Source organism: Collinsella sp. AM40-7AC (assembly GCF_003468125.1).
GTDB classification, from domain to species: domain Bacteria; phylum Actinomycetota; class Coriobacteriia; order Coriobacteriales; family Coriobacteriaceae; genus Collinsella; species Collinsella aerofaciens_O.
On sequence record NZ_QSGK01000003.1, the window covers coordinates 137,513 to 156,339 of the forward strand.

Below are 18,827 nucleotides of genomic sequence, written 5' to 3' on the forward strand. Positions count from 1 at the left end.
TGATCCTTTAAAGCAGAAACCGAAATATTTCCCATCATATTTCCTAAATATCCAAGGCTTTTTCAATAAAAGAAAAGGCTTCATTTCGTTTGAGATTAAGCTGTGCCTGAACCGAATTGGAGGCGTAATCAAGTTCAGAAATAGTCAGATTTCCAAAGTCATCCAACAAATGATTGTCAAGATTAGTCATATTTAATAGGTTTGAAATTCTTCCGTTAAAACGACCAGGGCTGATGGCGACAAACTTCTTTCCAAGATTTACGGAATAGGCAGTTCCATGGAACGAGTCCGTAATGACAATTTCGGCCCCAAGGAACAGAGAAAGGAACCTTCCCACGGAAGGACAGATAACAGCATTCTCGCCAGAACGCTTCTCATGCACACCGTATGCAATTCGCATAACCTTGAGACCAGTCTTCTTGGCGACCCTTTGTACATAAGAATCGAACTCGGCATTACGGTTGAGCTGATAGACCAGAACATAGGGTTCCGGAGAAATCCAACCATCTGCAATTGCTTCCCAATCATCACGATTCAACATGAGCGTGGGATCGATAACGGGCATAGCCCCATGGACACCGATAGAATCAAGAAGGTCAGCCGCCTCTTGCTCGCGTACAGAGATACAAGAGTAAGAGGAGAGAGCCTTTCTCATCGGCTCAGCTTCCCAATCCTCGAGCGTGGCCTTGCCGATACTCGCAGCATAGGCAATCTTCTTTTTCCCCTCGGGAGCAAAGGAGAGATAGAAAGTACGGTCAAAACCGTTATTCCAAATGCTATTCCAAACCTGATCGCTACCAGTGCAGTAAATATCTGCTACCGGAGGATTCGCGTCCAACTCATCTGCGGAATAGTACGAACGCTCAGTCAGCGCAAGCTTGGAATGTCTAAACTCATCAAGGGGGGCGCGTCTCCTTGCAACCATACGAGAAACCGGTATTTTTGCAATCTGCTTGACGCCAGGAACCTTAAATATAGGCATCTTCTTTACGAGCTGGCCGTTAAGGGCACGATCCACTTCGTTTTCGGGAATCGCATCCTTACGGTAGTAATCAATTATTTCGGCATCTGCTCCCACACGAGCCAAAACAACCTGAGTTGCATAGGTCTGCAGGCAGGAGCCATAGTTCGGCGAGTTATGAAGTGTTATAACTCCGACTTTTCGAGACATGCACAAACCTACTTTCTGAGTAATTTCTTATAAACAAACGAACGAAGTCCGTTAGGCATGACACAAACAACGGCATGCGGAACAAATGAGGCAACAAAATCAACAGGGCTAAACCAGCCAGTACGCAATTGAGCAAACTTGAATTTCCAGATATGCGGTAGATACGAAGGGCCGCCTCTGCGAGCATAAAAATCGGAGCTCACGCGCATCGCCACAAGTGGTTCAGGTAGATTATCTGCGCGACAGCCACTGGCTAGCATCCTGTTAAATAAATCCCAATCTTCGAAATAAAGATATTCAGAGCTGTAATTCCCAGCCTCCAGCACCTTAGATTTTTTAAACGTCATAGGTGGGTGCCGGAAAGGATTTCGACGTTTGGAACAAGCGAGAATATTGTCCAGTCCCTTGGGCAAATTCGTTGAAGCAATTGGCGTCTCAGGAGAGTCAATAAACTCGACGACATCGCTACCGACCATATCGAGCCCACTTTCAATAGCGGCAAGCTGCTTCTCCATACGATCAGGACGCGCCACGTCATCGGTGTCCATACGCGCAACGATTTCATTAGAACAGGAGAGTACGCCCTTATGAAGAGCATATCCTAGTCCATGGTTCTCACTGTAGGAAACAAATTTGAACAGATCGGGCCACTGCAAGTTATATTCGGAAAGAACCGACTCGAGTTCAGCAGTCAAGGGTCCGTCCTTAACCATTACGATCTCGGCCGGAGGCACAGTTTGAACGAGCATGCTGTCGAGGGCCTGGCGCAGAAAAGTAGGGTTTTCTTTTTTGTAAATGCTCATTAATACGCTATAAGCGGTCGTGGCGACTGAAGTGGTCATCTATCGCCCCGTCCTCTTCTTGCCGAACATGGCACCAAAAGTGCCGGTAAAGCATTTCCAGTCCATGCGGAAACAGCGATTGCGCACGTAGCGGAGTTCAATCTTCTGACGCAGGCCGCTCTCAAAGGTTGCCTCGTTACGATCGGTTGCCTGCCACAGACCAGTAATGCCGGGCCGGACAGAGAGCAGCTCAGCTTTTTCTTCGTCGGAAAAATGCTGTTCAAGCTCATCCCTTGTAATGGGACGCGGCCCAATGACGGAGAGGTCGCCGTTCAGTACATTAAGGAACTGCGGCATCTCGTCAATGGAGCACTTACGAATATACTGACCAACCCTAGTAATGCGGGGATCATCGTCGACCTTGCGCTCGACTTCCCATTGATGAAGCTGCTCAGGGCTCAGGTACTTACGCACGTCGTTTGCGTCGGCGACCATGCTACGAAGCTTAAAAATCTTGATTGTCTTTCCGCCCTTGCCAACGCGCTCTTGCGTATACATAGGACTGCCGGGCGATTCAAGACTAATCAGCGCGCACACCACAGCAAGAGGAATAAGCAGCAGCACACTCATCAAAAGACTGAACACCAGGTCAAACAGTCTCTTAATAAAGCGATAGCCAAGCGTACCGCTCGGTTTAATCTCTTTAATAGCCAGTGCGTCCCCCACGGATACACAGCTCTCTGTTACTTCTTTAGCAGCCACAATAAAACTCACGTTCCTGTCCCCAGGAACCCCCCCCCCCCATCTATGAATCCAAAAACCAAATGAATTGCCGGTGCAACGTCTCCCTTACGTTTTGCTGGGCACGTCTAGCGGAAGCAGCTCCCTAAATGTGGAGTCGCCCTCGCCCACGTCTACCAGGCACCAGCGCTTATGACGGTCGATCTTCTTTACACGGGCCTCTTGCCCCACCAAGGGACCGTGTTCTATGTGCAACACACCGTCTTCTATGCGCGCTACGCTGTTGCGCACCACGCCGTCGCCGTCTAGCACACTGCGGTACCAGTCCTGCGCATCGTCCGGCATGGGCATGTAAGCCCGCTCCCTACTGCCGGCGATGCGACAGCCAAAGCTCAACTGGGCCAAGGCCCTATCGAGCGCGGCGGCATCGCGCGTGGCGACGAAGAAGTATTCCTTGTACATAGGCTTGGTTTGGAGCGACCATGCGCCGTCCCGCTTAAACCAGAACTCCTTTTGCATCACGAAAGCGTCCTGCATAAGGTTGTGCGGGATAATGCGACGAACCTTTTCGCAGGTCTCGCGCTCTTTTCCATTGGGGGTATGAACCAGATACCAGCGGACGCGGCCGTGCTGGCTGTTGGTGGTGGTGCCGTTAAATGCGCCAGGCAGCTGCTCTTGGCGCCGCATTGTCTGTTCCATCTCTCGCCCCCTCTTTTGGCTTTGCGATGCACGCACAAATGCAGGGGCGTTTAGAACAGGCTTCTCGCTCGCAGCTAGGCGCAGTCGCAAAAGTACAGGTTTTTGTATCTTTCGACAGACGACATTATACGAGCAATCAATCAGCGTTTGCCCAGATTACGCAAAATGTACTGCTAGTAGGTACATCTCCATACCCCTCTACAAAAACCTGTACCTTTTTGTGCAACAAAAAAAGCCGCTCAACCAGCGGCTTTTCTAATTTTGACATGAAAAAAAGGCGACCGCCCTTTGTGGACGGTCGCCTTTGTTAATTGTTGTGAAGCTTGCCTTAGGCGCGAGTCTTGATCTCCTCGGTCACCTTGGCAACAAACTCATCAACGCTCATCTGAACGGTCTCGTTGGAGCGATCGCGGACGGAGATGTTGCCGGCCTCGACCTCCTTCTCGCCCAGGATGAGCATGTAGGGCACGCGGTCGATGCTGCGGGCCTCGCGGATCTTGTAGCCGATCTTCTCGTCGCGGTCGTCGCAGACCACGCGAATGCCGGCCTCCTCCAGCTTGGCGCACACCTCGTGAGCGTAGTCGCGGCTCTTCTCGGAGACGGGAAGCGCCTTGACCTGCACGGGAGCCAGCCAGGTGGGGAACTTACCCGCAAAGTGCTCAATCAGAATACCGATGAAGCGCTCGATGGAGCCAAAGCATACGCGGTGCAGCATGATGGGGCGCTTCTTGGTGCCGTCGGCGTCCACGTACTCCAGGTCAAAGTTGAGCGGCATCTGGAAGTCGAGCTGCACGGTACCGCACTGCCAGGTACGGCCGAGCGAGTCCTCCAGGTGGAAGTCGATCTTGGGGCCATAGAAGGCGCCGTCGCCCTCGTTGACCTCGTAGTCCATGCCCAGCTTCTCCAGAGCGGTGCGCAGACCCTCCTCGGCGCGAGCCCAGTCCTCGTCGGAACCCATGGAGTCCTCGGGGCGTGTGGACAGCTCAACGTGGTACTTAAAGCCAAACTTCTGGTACACGGAGTCGATGAGGTTGACCACGCCCACGATCTCGTCGGTCAGCTGGTCGGGACGCACAAACAGGTGGGCGTCGTCCTGGTTAAAGCAGCGAACGCGGAACAGACCGTGCAGGGCGCCGCGCAGCTCGTGGCGGTGCACCAGGCCAATCTCGCCGGCGCGAATGGGCAGCTCGCGGTAGGAATGCGGCTTGGAGGCGTACACCAGCACGCCGCCCGGGCAGTTCATGGGCTTAATGCAGTACTCTTCGTCGTCGATGACGGTGGAGTACATGTTGTCCTTGTAGTGGTCCCAGTGGCCCGAGGTCTTCCACAGCTGCTTGTTCATGATGAGCGGCGTGGAGATCTCCACGTAGCCGGCCTTGTGGTGAATCTCGCGCCAGTAGTCCAGCAGCGTGTTCTTAAGGATCATGCCGTTGGGCAGGAAGAACGGGAAGCCGGGGGCCTCGTCGCGCATCATAAAGAGGTCCATCTCGCGGCCGATCTTGCGGTGGTCGCGCTTCTTGGCCTCCTCCAGCATGTGCATGTGCTCGTCGAGCTCCTCCTTGGTGGCAAAGGCGACGCCGTTGATGCGGGTGAGCATCTTGTTGTCCTTGTCGCCCTTCCAGTAGGCGCCCGAGACGCCAGTGAGCTTAAAGGCCTTGAGCGCCTTGGTGTAGCAGATGTGGGGGCCGACGCACATGTCGATGTAGTCGCCCTGCTGGTAGAAGGTGATGCGGGCGTCGTCGTCCAGGTCGCCGATGTGCTCGACCTTGTACTTCTCGCCGCGCTCCTCCATAAGGGCGATGGCCTCGGCGCGGGGCTTCTCGTATACGGTGAACTTGAGGTTCTCCTTGACGATCTTTTTCATCTCGGCCTCGATCGCGGGGAAATCGTCCTCGCTGATCTTGACGCCCTCGGGCAGGTCGACGTCGTAGTAGAAGCCGTTGTCGGTCGCGGGGCCGTAGGCAAAGTCGGCCTGGGGGTACAGGCGCTTGATGGCCTGCGCCATGATGTGCGCGGCGGAGTGGCGGATGACGTGCGTGACCTCGTCCTGCGGGAGCTCGGCCACCGAACCGTCATTGTAGAGTGCCTTCATGGGTATGTTTTCTCCTCTCGGATGCCTGATGCAAGTGCGTGCGATGCGCTCGGCGTTTTTGACTTGCATCATTATAGGCAGGTTGCCTTGGTATACAAGCGCCCGCCGCACCTTAATGGCACGGCGGGCGATTTTCTACGCATGCTTCATCGTGTGGGGTGGGGTGTGGGGCGCGCGTGGCTTGCGGCGTGCCCGTGACGCGTGGCGGTTGCGCGGGACGCGCGGTGCCCGTGGCTTGCGGCCGGCCCGGCGATGGATGCGTTACTGGATGCGAGTTCGGCAGTAGGGGCAGACCTTCCAGTGCGCATCGAGCGGGCGATGGCAGCTGGGGCACACGTTGCGAACCTGCGTATCGCACACCGGGCAGACGACGAAATCCTTCTCGATGGGCGCGCCGCACTGCGGGCAGGTGCCGTACTGGGCAAGCTGGCGCTCGCGCAGGGCCATGTCCAGCTCCTGCTCCTCGCGGTCAGACGCGTAGGAGTACGGACGCAGGACCAGGTAGGCAATGAGGCCCACAAACGGGATGAGGGCGATGATGCCCCATGCCACGTAGGCGCTGGCGCCGCGGCGGCGAGCGTCGATGAACACATAGACGACCGACAGCACATACAGGGCGATGATAAAGCCAACGAAGGCATAGACGACGCCCATAAGCTGCGGCGACATGAGCTCGGAGATGTACTTGGACATTACGGGTACCTTTCGGGATATTTACAGTCCGGTCAAGTTTACCACGGGGTTTGTTTATATGGGACCACGGCTAGGGGCGGGGCTGGCGCGGACACAAACATCTCAATCTGTAACATCTAGAACCCAAATCATCAGCTAGCTGTTACAGATCAAGACGTAGAAAACCGTCCGAACCGAATGTCTCAATCTGTAACAGTTACCCGGCAAAAACAGGTCTAACTGTTACAGATTGAGACATTCGAAACCGACTGATAGGTTCATCTCAATCTGTAACATCTAGACCCCAAAACGGTCACTAGATGTTACAGATCGAGACAGAAAATCTCTCCCTGACTTTAAATCTCAATCTGTAACACATAGGACCGATTTTCCCCTCTTACTGTTACAGATCGAGACAAACAGAGGGCCCGCCTGGCAAACGTCTCGATCTGTAACATCTGGGACCCAACCCTTCTGCTTACTGTTACAGAACGAGACAAAACTCTGACACCAGGGCGGCAAACGAGGTTATCAACGTTACCGAGTCTCCCCTCGCCTGCCGTTGGCGGGTGTTGCGGGGCTGTTCGCCGCATTGCCGCTGCACTGAGGGCGTGCAGACCGTAGGATAGTCCTATTGACGGCCTGTCAACTCGTCTGGGAGGCACCGTGGCAGAAACGTTAGATATCGCAATTGTGGGCGCGGGCATTACCGGGTGCGCCATCGCGCGGCAGCTTGCGCGGTTTGACTTGTCCATTTGTGTGGTCGAGGCGGCCAACGATATCGCGCTGGGCGCGTCGAAGGCCAACGGCGGCCTGGTGCACGCCGGCTACGATCCGACGCCGGGCACGGTAAAGGCGCAGGTCAACGCCCGTGGTTGCGAGCTATATGGCACGTGGGCCCAGGAGCTAGGCTTTTTGTTTCGCCGCACCGGGTCGATGGTGCTAGGCTTTAACGACGAGGACCGAGCGCACCTGGAGCAGCTGCGCCAGAATGGCCTTGCCAACGGCGTGCCCGAGCTGGCGATCATTGGCCCCGAGCGCATCCACGAGCTGGAGCCGCGCGCGAGTGCTAAGGCGACGTGCGCGTTGTGGTGCCCTTCGACCGGTTACGTCGACCCGTTTGAGGTCGCCATCGCCGCGCTAGAAAACGCCGTTGCCAACGGCGTGACGTTTATGCGCTCCGCGCCGGTGGAAGCCATTGAAGTTGCCGGCTCGGATGACGGAGCCGCGTGCTTTACGCTGGTGACGCCCGCCGGCGACGTGCGCTGCCGTTACCTGATCAACGCCGCGGGCAACGGGGCCGCGGACATCTCGCATATGGCCGGCGCCGAGGAGTTCCAGATGGTCTGGCGCCAGGGCAACATTGTGGTGCTGGACAAGGAGCCGCGTGCGCTCATGCCGCTCTACCCCGTTCCCACGCCAGTTTCCAAAGGCGTCATCGTGACGGGGACCGTTCATGGCAACACCGTGATTACCGCGACCGCCGCCGTGCGCGAGCCAGGTGATACACAGACCTACGCTACCGATGTCGACGCGCTCCTGACCGGAGCGCGCAAGCTGGTGCCCGATCTGGACACGCGTCGCGTGGTGCGCGCATTTGCCGGCGGGCGTCCGGTCATTAAGGGGACGAACGACTTTTTTATTGGGCAGTCGGCCGTGGTACCAGGCCTGTTCCAGGCTGCGGGCATTCAGTCGCCGGGCGTAGCGAGCGCGCCGGCCATTGCCGAGCGCATGGAGCACGTGATGCGCGAGGCGGGCGTTGCCCTGCATGAACGGAACGATTGGGACCCGATTCGCCGCGCGCCGGACGATTTTGACCGTGCACCGCTCGCGCGCAAGAAAGAGCTCATTGAGTTCGATCCCGCGTGGGGGCAGATCGTCTGCCGCTGCGAAACGGTGTCCGAAGCCGAAATCGTGGCCGCGATTCGAAGCCGCCCGGGCGCGGTTTCGGTCGAGGGCGTCAAGCGCCGCTGCCGCGCCGGCATGGGTCGGTGCCAGAGCGGATTTTGTCAGAGCCGCGTGATGGCAATCCTGGCGCGCGAGTTGGGCTGCGAGCCCAGCGAAGTGCTGTTGGAGGATGCCGGTTCTTGGCTTGTCGAGGGACCGCTGAAGGGGGTGCACTAGGATGGCGACGTCTGATATGCTCGACGAACGCGAGGAGGCCGGAACTGCAGCGTCGGTACCGACGCAGGCCTTCGACGTGGTCGTCATCGGCGGCGGACCTGCTGGCATGGCGGCTGCGCTTGCCGCACATAATGCCGGCGCCCACGTGGCCATCGTGGAGCGCGAGCGGCATCTAGGAGGAATCCTCCGCCAGTGCATCCACCCCGGTTTTGGCCTTTCGCACTTTAAGCAGGAGCTCACCGGTCCCGAGTACGCGCAGCGCTTTATCGACCAGGTGCGCGCGACCGACATTGCGCTGTTCCTGGGCAGCATGGTGCTTGGGATTGATTCGGGCGAGGGTGCGGCCGCGAGCGCGTCGGGCGTGGACGAAACCGCAGGAGATGCCGCAGTCCATACCGTCACGCTCATGAGCCGTACCGGCATGCTGCAGCTCACCGGACGCGCGGTCGTCCTTGCCATGGGGTGCCGCGAGCGCACGCGCAGCGAGATCAAGATCCCTGGCAGCCGCCCCGCCGGTGTGTTTACGGCCGGCTTGGCGCAGCGATACATCAATATCGAAAACCTCAAGCCCGGCTCACGCGCCATCATTTTGGGCTCGGGCGACATCGGGCTGATCATGGCGCGCCGCTGCACGCTCGAGGGGATTTCTGTCGAGGGCGTGTACGAGCTCATGCCGTACGCCAACGGTCTGCGCCGCAACGTCAAGAACTGCCTGGACGACTTTGGCATTCCGCTGCATCTGTCTACCACGGTCACGCGCGTGATCGGACACGACCGCGTGGAGGCCGTCGAGGTGAGTCGGGTCGACGAGAGCCTGGCGCCCATTCCGGGAACCGAGCGCGTTGTTCCGTGCGACACGCTGCTACTTTCGGTGGGTTTGATTCCCGAAAACGAGCTTTCGGTGGGCGCGGGCGTTGAGCTTGACCCACGCACGCGCGGCGCCATAGTGGACCAGAGCCTGCAAACGGGCGTGCCGGGCATCTTTGCCTGCGGCAACGTACTGCACGTGCACGACCTGGCAGACAACGTGACGACCGAATCCGAGCGTGCCGGTGCGTCTGCGGCGACGTACGCGCTGGGTGGCGGCTCTGAGTCCAACGTGGACGCTGCGGGCCCGGGCTGTCAGCTCACGGTCTCCCCCGCCGGCATCGCAGGCTACGCGCTGCCGGGACGCATTACGGCTGTGGCACTCACCAAACTCAACTTCCGCGTGCGCCGACCGGTCGACGCCGCCCGCGTGCGCATTCTGGCAGGCGACGAGGAACTGTTTGCAGGCAAGGTCCGCGCGTTTAAACCGAGCGTCATGGAAAGCTTCCCGCTGCCGGCAAGGGTGATTCAGCGCGCACTCGACCAGGGTGTTAGCGAGATTGTCCTGTCCGTCGATCCCGTTGAGGAGGCATAAGGCCATGAGCACAAACACGATCGAGACGCTGCAGTTCAACTGCACCACCTGCCCATCCGAGTGCCTCCTGACCGTAGAGGTGGAGCGTGACGCAGACGGCGCCGTGGTAGAGGTGCACTCCGTGACCGGCAACAGATGCCCGCGCGGTGATAAGTTCGCACATCAGGAGCTCACCTGCCCTATGCGCGTGCTCACGACGACCGTGGCCGTATCCGGCGGCGACGAAGCCCTACTCCCCGTCCGCACGGCCGAAGCCATCCCGCTAGAACTCCACGCCCAGGCCATGGACCTCATCCGCGGCGTGGTCGTCGAGGCCCCCATCCGCATGGGCGACGTAGTCTTACCCAACCTCCTAGACACCGGTATCGACCTCATCGCCAGCATGGACATCGAGTAGCTAATTTAGGACGGGGCTCTTTTAGCTACCCCGCCATCCACCCAGTCCCACCTCAATTGCGATGAAATAGTTCCTGATTTCCGCCAAAACCCCGGCATCCAGGAACCATTCCACCGCAACTATCCTTGGAATTGGTATTTAGCTTGTGCCTGCTTTAGTGCCAATTCAAAACTATGCCGGATTACGGGGCTGATTCGGAGACCCCCATCCATACCGGCAATTTTCGATTTTTGATAACCCGTCTACCTGCGGTTTTAATTTCGCAATTTTTCCCATGGTCAAGCAATACAGGTCCAGCCCCGTAATCCGCCATAGTTTTGAAACCAGCCCATTTGGGACGGACCTCTTATGGCTACTTTTACCTATCATTCCGCATGTTGGACGCAGCTAAAATAGCCCGTCGCAAATTGACTACCCTGGCATTGGGGATACCATGGTGGCAACCTAGCGAAAGGATGTTTCATGGCACATGTCGATGACCAGCGTGTGGCGCGCGTGCTCGATGCGCTCGAGGCTCAGCACCCCGGCGCGCAGCTGCTCGTAAACGACCCGTGGTCGATTTATTACCTGACCGGCTTTTATGCCGATATGTTCGAGCGTTTTTGCGGCGTGCTACTCGTACGCGGTAGAGAGCCCGTAATCTTGGTCAACGCGCTGCATCAGCTGCCCGAGTACGACAACGCCCGCGTCGCCTACCACACCGATACCGATATCGTGGCCGACGCCATCGCTCGCGAGATCGATCCGATCAAGCCGCTCGGCATCGATACCGTCATGCGCTCCGGCTTTTTGATGCCGCTCATGGAGCGCCACGCCGCCAGCGAGTTTTTCCTGGGCGACTTTGCCGTCACCGCCGCGCGCACCCACAAGGATGCCGCCGAGCAGGAGCTCATGCGCGTGTCCTCGGCCGCTAACGACGCCGTGATGGCCGACGCGATCAAGCTCGTTCACGAGGGCGTGACGGAGCGCGAGATTGCCGACCAGATGCTTGGTCTGTATCGCAAGCACGACTGCGAGGGCTTCAGCTTTCCGCCGATCGTGAGCTTTGGCGCCAACGCCGGCGACCCGCACCACGAGCCCGACGACACCGTACTCAAGCGCGGCGACGTAGTGCTGTTCGATATTGGTGGACGCCGCCGCAGCTACTGCTCGGATATGACGCGCACGTTCTTTTGGGGCGAGCCAGACGAAGAGACGGCGCGCATCTACGATATCGTGCGCCGCGCCAACGAGGCCGCCGAGGCTCTCATCGCACCGGGCGTGCGCATGTGCGACCTGGACCGTGCCGCGCGCGACGTGATTGAGGACGCTGGCTACGGAAAGTACTTTACGCATCGCCTGGGTCACTCGATCGGTCTGCAGGACCATGAACCGGGCGACGTCTCGCTGGTCAACGAGCAGGTCGTAGAGCCAGGCATGACGTTCTCCATCGAACCGGGCATCTACCTCCCCGGCCGCACCGGCGTCCGCATCGAGGACCTGGCCCTAGTTACCGAGTCCGGCGTCGAGATCCTCAACGCCTACCCCCACGACCCAGTCCGCCTAGGCTAGCCAATGTGCCAAAGGGACAGCCCCGTTGACACATTCCGTTAACGTCGCACCACGAAAACGGGCTATCTACTACGTTTAACCCGCATGGGTCGACCATGCAGGTCTTTTTTGAAAAATGGCGAGCCCTTTACCTGCGGTTTTAATTTCACAATGCCCCGCGTGGTCGAGGGTAGTCGGTAAAACGTAGTAGATAGGCCCATTTCGTGGCGAGCAAGTCAACTCGAGGCGCAGGGTAGTCAAAATTGCCCCGTCCCAAATTGACTACTTTTAAGTTGCGGTGATATACGGACTGTTTGAGGCTCCTGGCTTGTAAAACAGTCCGCATTTCACCGCAACCGCTGAGGGGATGGGTTAGCGCAGCAGGCCGGCTACTTCGCCGGCTAGGGTGATGGTGCCGGCTGCTACGAAGGGCTCGCCTGCGGCATCGAAGGCAGCGAGGGCCTCGGACACGCTCGGGTATACGCCCGCGAGCTTATCGGCACCCACCAGGGCAGCGAGCTCCTCTGCCGGCAGGGCGCGATCGGAATCGGTCTGGGTCACGACCACGCGGGGGAACGCCGGAACCAGAACGTCAACGATACCCGCCACGTCCTTATCGGCCAGCGCGGCACACAGCAGCACGGGGCGGTTCTCCACGCACGGATCGATCTCGTCCAGCGCGCTCACAAAGTTCTCGCAGCTCTGGGGGTTATGACAGGCGTCGATCAGCTTGAGCGGATCGGTTCCCAGCACATCAAAGCGACCAGGCGTGGGACAGCCCATAAGCGACGCATCGAGCTTGTCATGATCGAGCTCGCGACCCAGATACCCCTCGCACAGCATGATCGCACACGCGGCATTCTGCGGCTGATACGCCGGCTTGACCATGCTCGACGTATAGATGGCACGCGGCGTGGTGCAGCTGAACTCCACCGTGTCGCCCACATGTGCCGGCACCTTGGTCGTGGCATGGTTCACCACCAGCGGCACTATGCCGCACTCGCGACAACGTGCATCCATCACGCGCTGAACGCTCGCCTCGTGCGTGCCCTCGCCCAGCACAACCAGGCGTCCGGGCTTAATGACCGCAGCCTTCTCCCCCGCAATGGCCTCGAGCGTATCGCCCAAAATGCGTGTGTGGTCGAGTCCAATGCCCGTAATGGCAACGGCGACGGGATCGGTCGCGCTCGTGGCGTCCCAACGACCGCCCATGCCAACCTCGAGCACGGCAACATCCACCGCGGCCTCGACAAACACCACAAGCGCAGCGGCCGTCAGCAGGTCAAACGGCGTGATGGTATAGGCACGCTCCCCCGCCGCCACACGACGGGCATTCACGCGATGTCCCGCCTCAACAGCGGCAGAAACACCACGGGCAAACGCCTCGTCGCTTACGACGCACCCATCGACCTCCATACGCTCGGGATAGCGCACCAGCTGCGGCGACGTATACAGCGCGGTCCTGAGCCCCTCGCCTCGAAGGATAGCAGCCGAAAAACGCGTAGTCGAAGTCTTGCCATTGGTACCGGCAACCTGAATGCAATCAAAATACTCGTCCGGACGTCCCAGCTCATCGAGCATATCGACAACCGTCTCAAGCAGAGGACCAGCATCCCCAGAAATCCGCCCCGTATCAGCAGCCAGCCCCACAGCCTCATCAAACGAAAGCAGCTCAAACGAGAAAGGAACGACATACGACCCAGAACGCTTAGCCATAACCCAAAGTCCCCCATAACAGAAAAAGAGGCCCACCAAATAGAATGAGCCCCTCGCGTTGACAATATCAGCCTTTATCCGCTTGCAGCGAGATCAAGGCCACAACCAAGTGGCCCCAACCTACCAGTTGTAAACAACCACGTAAGCGAACTAGGAGCGGCCCGACGCTTTGCTCGCCGCAAGTTCCGCACGCAAAGGACAGCACTTAATGTGCTGTCCGTCTTGCGCAGGACTGTCCGCAGCGGAGAGCAAAGCATCGGGCCGCGCCCCCGAGTAAACCTTACGAGAAGTCAGCAACCTGAGCAGTCAGCGCCGCCAGGATCTCCTTGAGCTCAGCTGCACGGTCCCTCTTCTTCTGGACCACCGCGGGCGCGGCCTTAGCCACAAAGCCCTCGTTGGCGAGCGTCTTCTCGCAGCCGGCGAGCTCCTTCTGGGCCGCGGCAATCTCCTTCTCCAGGCGCGCCTTCTCAGCCGAAAGGTCAACCTTGCCCTCGAGAACCACAAAGACCTCGACGCCGCTGTCGACCACGGCGATGCTCGCCGCCGGCTTCTCAACGTCAGTGCCCATAACCAGCGAAGCCGTGTTGGCCAGCGGCTCAATCGTGGAGCGCAGGCTCTCGAGCTTCTCGATGTCCTCGGCACCGGCGCGCACGACCACGTCGAGCTCGGCCTTAGGGCTCAAGCGATAACGCGAACGGGTGGCACGGGCGGCGGAAACGACGGCACGGCACAGCTCAAACGCGCGCTCGGCGGGCTCGTCGACGTACTTGGCGTAGTCGGCGGGCTCGGGCCACTTGGCGATCATGAGCGCCTCGGCGCGGTTCACGTTGCCCTCGGCGTCCAGGTCGAGCACGCTCGCCGGCATGTTGTCCCAGATCTCCTCGGTAACAAACGGCATAAGCGGGTGCATCAGGCGAATGGAGGTGTCGAGCACAAAGATCAGGTTGCGCTGCGCCTGCAGACGGCCCTCGCCCTTCAGACGGGCCTTGGTGACCTCGACGTACCAGTCGCAGACCTCGTTCCAGAAGAACTGCTGCACGCCGCGGGCCATGTCGCCAAAGGTGTAGTTCTCAATACCCTCGGTGACCATCTTCACGGCCTTGGCCAGGCGGCTGAACATCCAAGCGTCGGCCGGCGTCTCCACGACAGGCTCGCCGGGCGTGTAGCCCTCCATGTTCATGAGCAGGAAGCGGCTGGCGTTCCAGATCTTGGTCACAAAGCTCTTGGCCTGGTCGGTACGCGGGCTGTCGATGAGCTTCTTGGTCTTCTTGTCGATGTTCGCGTCAAACTTGACGTCCTGGTTGTTGGTGCACAGCGTGAGCAAGTTGAAGCGCATGGCGTCGGCGCCGTACATGCCAATGAGGTCCATGGGATCGACACCGTTGCCCTTGGACTTGGACATGCGGCTGCCGTCCTTGGCCAAGATCGTCGGGTATATGACGACGTCCTTAAATGGCACCTCGTCCAAGAAATACAGCGAACTCATGACCATACGGGCGACCCACAGCGCGATGATGTCGCGTGCGGTGACGAGCGCCGTCGTGGGGTGATGGCCCTCGAGCAGCTCCGGCTTTTGCGGCCAGCCCTGCGTGGCGAAGGTCCACAGCTGCGAGCTGAACCAGGTGTCCAGCACGTTCTCGTCCTGATGCACGTGATGGCCGCCGCACTTGGGACACACATCGGTGTCCTCGGTGAGGGCGTCCTCCCAGCCGCAGTCCTCGCAGTAGAACACGGGGATGCGATGGCCCCACCACAGCTGGCGCGAGATGCACCAGTCCTTGAGGTTCTCCATCCAGGTGGTGTAGGTCTGCGTCCAGCGCGCGGGGTGGAAGGTGACCTTGCCGGAGTTGACGGCGTCGAGCGCCGGTCCCTTGAGCTTGTCGACGGCCACAAACCACTGCTCGGACAGCCACGGCTCCAGCGCGGAGTCGCAACGGTAGCAGTGCATGACGGAGTGGTCGAGGTCCTCGACGTGATCGAGCAGGCCGTGCTCGTCGAACCACTTGATGACGGCCTCGCGGCACTCGTCGCGGTTCATGCCGGTGAACTCACCGTAGCCCTCGACGACCACCGCGTGCTCATCAAAGATATTGATCTGCGGCAGGTCGTGGGCCTGACCCATGGCGTAGTCGTTAGGGTCATGGGCCGGGGTGACCTTGACAAAGCCGGAGCCAAAGTTGGCGTCGACATGCCAATCCTCAAAGATGGGGATCTCGCGGTCGACGATGGGGAGCTTGACGGTCTTACCCACAAAGGCGGCCTTCTCGGGGTCCTTCGGGGAGACGGCAACGCCCGTGTCACCGAGCATGGTCTCGGGACGCGTGGTGGCGACGACGATGTAGTCCTGACCGTTGACCGGCTCGGTCAGCGGGTAGCGCAGGTGCCACAGGTGGCCCTTCTCGTCCTTGTACTCGGCCTCGTCGTCCGAGATAGCGGTAGTGCAATTGGGGCACCAGTTGACGATGCGCTTGCCGCGATAGATCAGGCCGTCGTGGTACCAATCGCAGAAGACCTTACGCACGGCCTGGGCATAGTCCTCGTCCATGGTGAAGCGCTCGTTGTCGAAGTCAACGGAGCAGCCCATGCGCTTGATCTGCTCGACGATGATGCCGCCGTACTCGTGGGTCCAATCCCAGCAGGCGTCGACAAACTTGTCGCGACCAATCTCCAGGCGGCTGATGCCCTCGCTCTTGAGCTTCTTGTCGACCTTGGTCTGCGTGGCGATACCGGCGTGATCGGTGCCCAACACCCAGCGCGTGGACTTGCCGCGCATGCGGGCCATACGGATGATGGCGTCCTGGATGGAGTCGTCGGTGGCATGACCCATGTGGAGCTTGCCGGTCACGTTGGGAGGCGGAATGGTGACGGTGCAGTCGCCCACGCCCTCACGGCGCTTGTAGTAGCCGCCGTCAAGCCACTTCTGCAGGATCGCCGGCTCGTTAGTCGACGGATCGTAGTTCTTGGGCATTTCTTCCATATATCTCTCCCTGTCCCACCGGCGTGTCCGCCTGCTTGGTTTTCGCTCGGTCAGGTCCTGGCTCGCACGAAGAGCACATTTAGTGCTCTTCGGCTCGTGCGGAATCTACGAAAACCAAGCAGGCGGACACGCCTTAGGTATCGATTACTTCAGTCTGAAGATACTAGCTAAACAATCTCACAGAATAGCACAGGCATACCTACCAAAAAGGGACAGGTTTATTTTGGCAGGTTTTATCAGGCAGAATGACGTTTGCCCATATAAAACCGACCAAAATAAACCTGTCCCTAAAAGGCAGGTCCCGCAGTGGTTGCCGCGGGACCTAAACGGGCGCTATTTACCCATAGATGCGCTGGGGCTGTTCTTCGCCCTTTACGGAGGCTTCGGTCACGATGACCTTGGCGACGCCTTCCTCGCTGGGGAGGTCGAACATCGTCTGCTGCAGCACGTCCTCGCAGATGGAGCGCAGGCCGCGGGCGCCGGTCTTGCGGGCGAGTGCCATGCGGGCGATCTCGTGCAGCGCCGCGTCCTCAAACTCAAGCTCAACGTCCTCGAGCTGGAACATCTTGCGGTACTGACGCACCACGGCGTTCTTGGGCTCGGTCAGAATCGACACCAGGTCGTCCTCGTCGAGCGCCTGCGTCTGGGTGACAACGGGCGTACGGCCCACGAACTCGGGGATCATGCCAAAGGCGTTGAGGTCCTGCGGGAGCACCTGACGCAGCAGGTCGTTCTCGTCGACCGAGGTGGGGCCGGCGATCTCGGAGTTAAAGCCCACGCCCTTGTTGCCCACGCGGTCGGCGATGATCTTGTCCAGACCCACAAAGGCACCGCCGCAGATAAACAGGATGTTAGTCGTGTCGATCTGCAGCAGCTCCTGCTGGGGATGCTTGCGGCCACCGGTAGGCGGAACGCTGGCCACCGTGCCCTCAAGAATCTTAAGCAGCGCCTGCTGCACACCCTCGCCCGAGACATCGCGGGTAATGGAGAGGTTCTCGGCCTTGCGGGCAATCTTGTCAATCTCGTCCACGTAGATAATGCCCACCTGAGCGCGCTCAATGTCGCCATCAGCGGCGTTGATGAGCTTGAGCAGGATGTTCTCCACATCCTCGCCCACGTAACCGGCCTCGGTAAGCGCGGTGGCGTCGGCGATGGCAAACGGCACCTCGAGAATGCGGGCGAGCGTCTGGGCGAGCAGGGTCTTACCGGTACCGGTGGGACCGAGCAGCAAAATATTGGACTTGGCGAGCTCCACCTCGTCCATATCGGTGTCGAACTGCGAGCCCATGCTGTCGTCAAAAGCGGACACCGCGGCGCCGCCCTCGATCACGCGGCGATAGTGGTTGTACACGGCCACCGACATGGCGCGCTTGGCGTCCTCCTGCCCCATGACATAGGCCGAAAGCTCGTCATAGATCTCGTGCGGCGTCGGCACGTGCGTGATGACCTGGCGGTCGTCCTCGAGCTCAAAGCCTTCGGCCTCGGGGTCCACGGCGGGCTGGGATGCAGCCTGGCCGTGGTCGTTGAGGAAGCCCGGCAGCTTGCCGTTGCGGGCAGCGTCCATAAAGTCCGAAGCCAGCGACTCCTCAAGGATCTCGGAACAGGCGGCGACGCACTCGTCACAGATAAAGATGTTGGTCGGGCCCTTTACGAGGCGACGGACCTGGCCCTGCTCTTTTCCGCAAAAGGAGCAGCGGATGGGGTTGCCGTTCTCGTCAAAGTTGTCCTGCATGTTACCTGCCATCCTAGGCATCCTTCGCGGCGAGATCTCGCGAGGTGACGATACGGTCAATCAGGCCGTAGTCGAGGGCCTCGGCGGCGGTCAGGTAGTTGTCGCGCTCGGTATCGGCCTGGACCTTCTCGATGGGCTGGCCCGAGGCATCGGACAAGATCTGGTTGAGCTCGCGGCGGGTCTTCTTGATCTCCTCGGCCACAATCTCAATCTCGGTCTGCTGACCCTGGGCACCGCCGCTGGGCTGGTGAATCATGACTTTGGAGTGCGGCAGGCAGAAGCGCTTGCCCTTAGCGCCGGCCGAAAGCAGCACGGCGGCCATGGACGCGGCCATACCGACGCAGATGGTGGAGACCTGCGGCTTGATGAAGTTCATGGTGTCAAGAATCGCCAGGCCGGAGTAAACCTCGCCACCGGGCGAATTGATGTAGAGCGAGATATCCTTCTCGGCATCCTGGCTCTCAAGATGCAGCAGCTGGGCAACGACCAGGTTGGCGCTGACGGAGTTGATCTCCTCGCCCAAGAAGATGATGCGGTCGTTGAGCAGGCGCGAATAGATATCGTAGCTGCGCTCGCCGCGCGGCGTCTGCTCGATAACGTATGGCACGAGGGCGGAATCGAACTTAGCGATCATACGCATCTCCATTTCTCTCTTGCGGACCAAATTGGTTCTAGATAAACGTACGGTGCCCGCATGCTATGCATTGGCTGGCACCGTACGAAGCAACCGGATAACCGGCTATTAACTTTACCCCATCACGGGCACATACATGCGCTCGCGGGCAAGGTGGC

At 59.3% G+C, this 18,827-nt stretch carries 14 protein-coding genes; 4 read left to right on the forward strand and 10 right to left on the reverse strand.

Annotated features, from left to right (window positions below; translation table 11 throughout):
• Positions 1-43: 43 nt before the first annotated feature.
• The 6 genes from DW892_RS03700 to DW892_RS03725 all read right to left on the reverse strand — a co-directional run bounded on the left by DW892_RS03700 (position 44) and on the right by DW892_RS03725 (position 6,178).
• On the reverse strand, positions 44-1,171 hold the full coding sequence (locus DW892_RS03700; RefSeq protein ID WP_117765775.1) for a polysaccharide pyruvyl transferase family protein: 1,128 nt from the start codon (positions 1,169-1,171) through the stop codon (positions 44-46).
• An 8-nt stretch (positions 1,172-1,179) separates the two neighbouring features.
• Complete coding sequence (locus tag DW892_RS03705) at positions 1,180-2,013, reverse strand: glycosyltransferase (protein WP_117765777.1); 834 nt, start codon at positions 2,011-2,013, stop codon at positions 1,180-1,182.
• Complete coding sequence (locus DW892_RS03710; RefSeq protein WP_147349842.1) at positions 2,014-2,727, reverse strand: sugar transferase; 714 nt, start codon at positions 2,725-2,727, stop codon at positions 2,014-2,016. It abuts the gene before it with no gap.
• Between the two features lie 75 nt (positions 2,728-2,802).
• Positions 2,803-3,393, reverse strand: coding sequence for a hypothetical protein (locus DW892_RS03715; RefSeq protein WP_117765781.1), 591 nt, complete (start codon positions 3,391-3,393; stop codon positions 2,803-2,805).
• 328 nt (positions 3,394-3,721) lie between these two features.
• Positions 3,722-5,485, reverse strand: a complete 1,764-nt coding sequence (thrS, locus tag DW892_RS03720; protein WP_117635760.1) for a threonine--tRNA ligase — start codon at positions 5,483-5,485, stop codon at positions 3,722-3,724.
• Positions 5,486-5,746: 261 nt separating this feature from the next.
• Positions 5,747-6,178, reverse strand: a complete 432-nt coding sequence (locus DW892_RS03725) for a zinc ribbon domain-containing protein (protein WP_117765783.1) — start codon at positions 6,176-6,178, stop codon at positions 5,747-5,749.
• Between the two features lie 645 nt (positions 6,179-6,823).
• Between DW892_RS03725 and DW892_RS03730 the strand changes: the two genes are divergently transcribed.
• From DW892_RS03730 to DW892_RS03745, 4 genes are all read left to right on the forward strand, one after another.
• The gene (locus tag DW892_RS03730; RefSeq protein WP_117765785.1) at positions 6,824-8,281 is read left to right on the forward strand and encodes an NAD(P)/FAD-dependent oxidoreductase; all 1,458 of its coding nucleotides are present in this window, start codon (positions 6,824-6,826) and stop codon (positions 8,279-8,281) included.
• 1 nt (position 8,282) lies between these two features.
• Positions 8,283-9,683, forward strand: a complete 1,401-nt coding sequence (locus DW892_RS03735) for an NAD(P)/FAD-dependent oxidoreductase (protein ID WP_117765787.1) — start codon at positions 8,283-8,285, stop codon at positions 9,681-9,683.
• 4 nt (positions 9,684-9,687) lie between these two features.
• The gene (locus tag DW892_RS03740; RefSeq protein ID WP_117765789.1) at positions 9,688-10,080 is read left to right on the forward strand and encodes a DUF1667 domain-containing protein; all 393 of its coding nucleotides are present in this window, start codon (positions 9,688-9,690) and stop codon (positions 10,078-10,080) included.
• Between the two features lie 462 nt (positions 10,081-10,542).
• Positions 10,543-11,631 carry a Xaa-Pro peptidase family protein gene (locus DW892_RS03745; RefSeq protein WP_117765791.1) on the forward strand — a complete coding sequence of 363 codons (1,089 nt, stop codon included), beginning with the start codon at positions 10,543-10,545 and terminating at the stop codon, positions 11,629-11,631.
• Between the two features lie 351 nt (positions 11,632-11,982).
• Here DW892_RS03745 and DW892_RS03750 read toward each other — a convergent pair whose 3' ends face one another.
• The 4 genes from DW892_RS03750 to DW892_RS03765 all read right to left on the reverse strand — a co-directional run bounded on the left by DW892_RS03750 (position 11,983) and on the right by DW892_RS03765 (position 18,669).
• Entirely contained in the window at positions 11,983-13,326 is a 1,344-nt protein-coding gene (locus DW892_RS03750) for a folylpolyglutamate synthase/dihydrofolate synthase family protein (RefSeq protein ID WP_117765793.1), read from the reverse strand.
• Positions 13,327-13,606: 280 nt separating this feature from the next.
• Positions 13,607-16,303 (reverse strand): valine--tRNA ligase, encoded by a 2,697-nt coding sequence (locus DW892_RS03755; protein WP_117765795.1) that lies wholly within the window; start codon positions 16,301-16,303, stop codon positions 13,607-13,609.
• A gap of 337 nt (positions 16,304-16,640) precedes the next feature.
• A complete protein-coding gene (gene clpX, locus DW892_RS03760) occupies positions 16,641-18,047 on the reverse strand; it encodes an ATP-dependent Clp protease ATP-binding subunit ClpX (protein WP_117637569.1) in 1,407 nt (468 codons plus the stop codon).
• Position 18,048: 1 nt separating this feature from the next.
• Entirely contained in the window at positions 18,049-18,669 is a 621-nt protein-coding gene (locus DW892_RS03765; protein ID WP_022095182.1) for an ATP-dependent Clp protease proteolytic subunit, read from the reverse strand.
• Positions 18,670-18,827 lie beyond the last annotated feature (158 nt).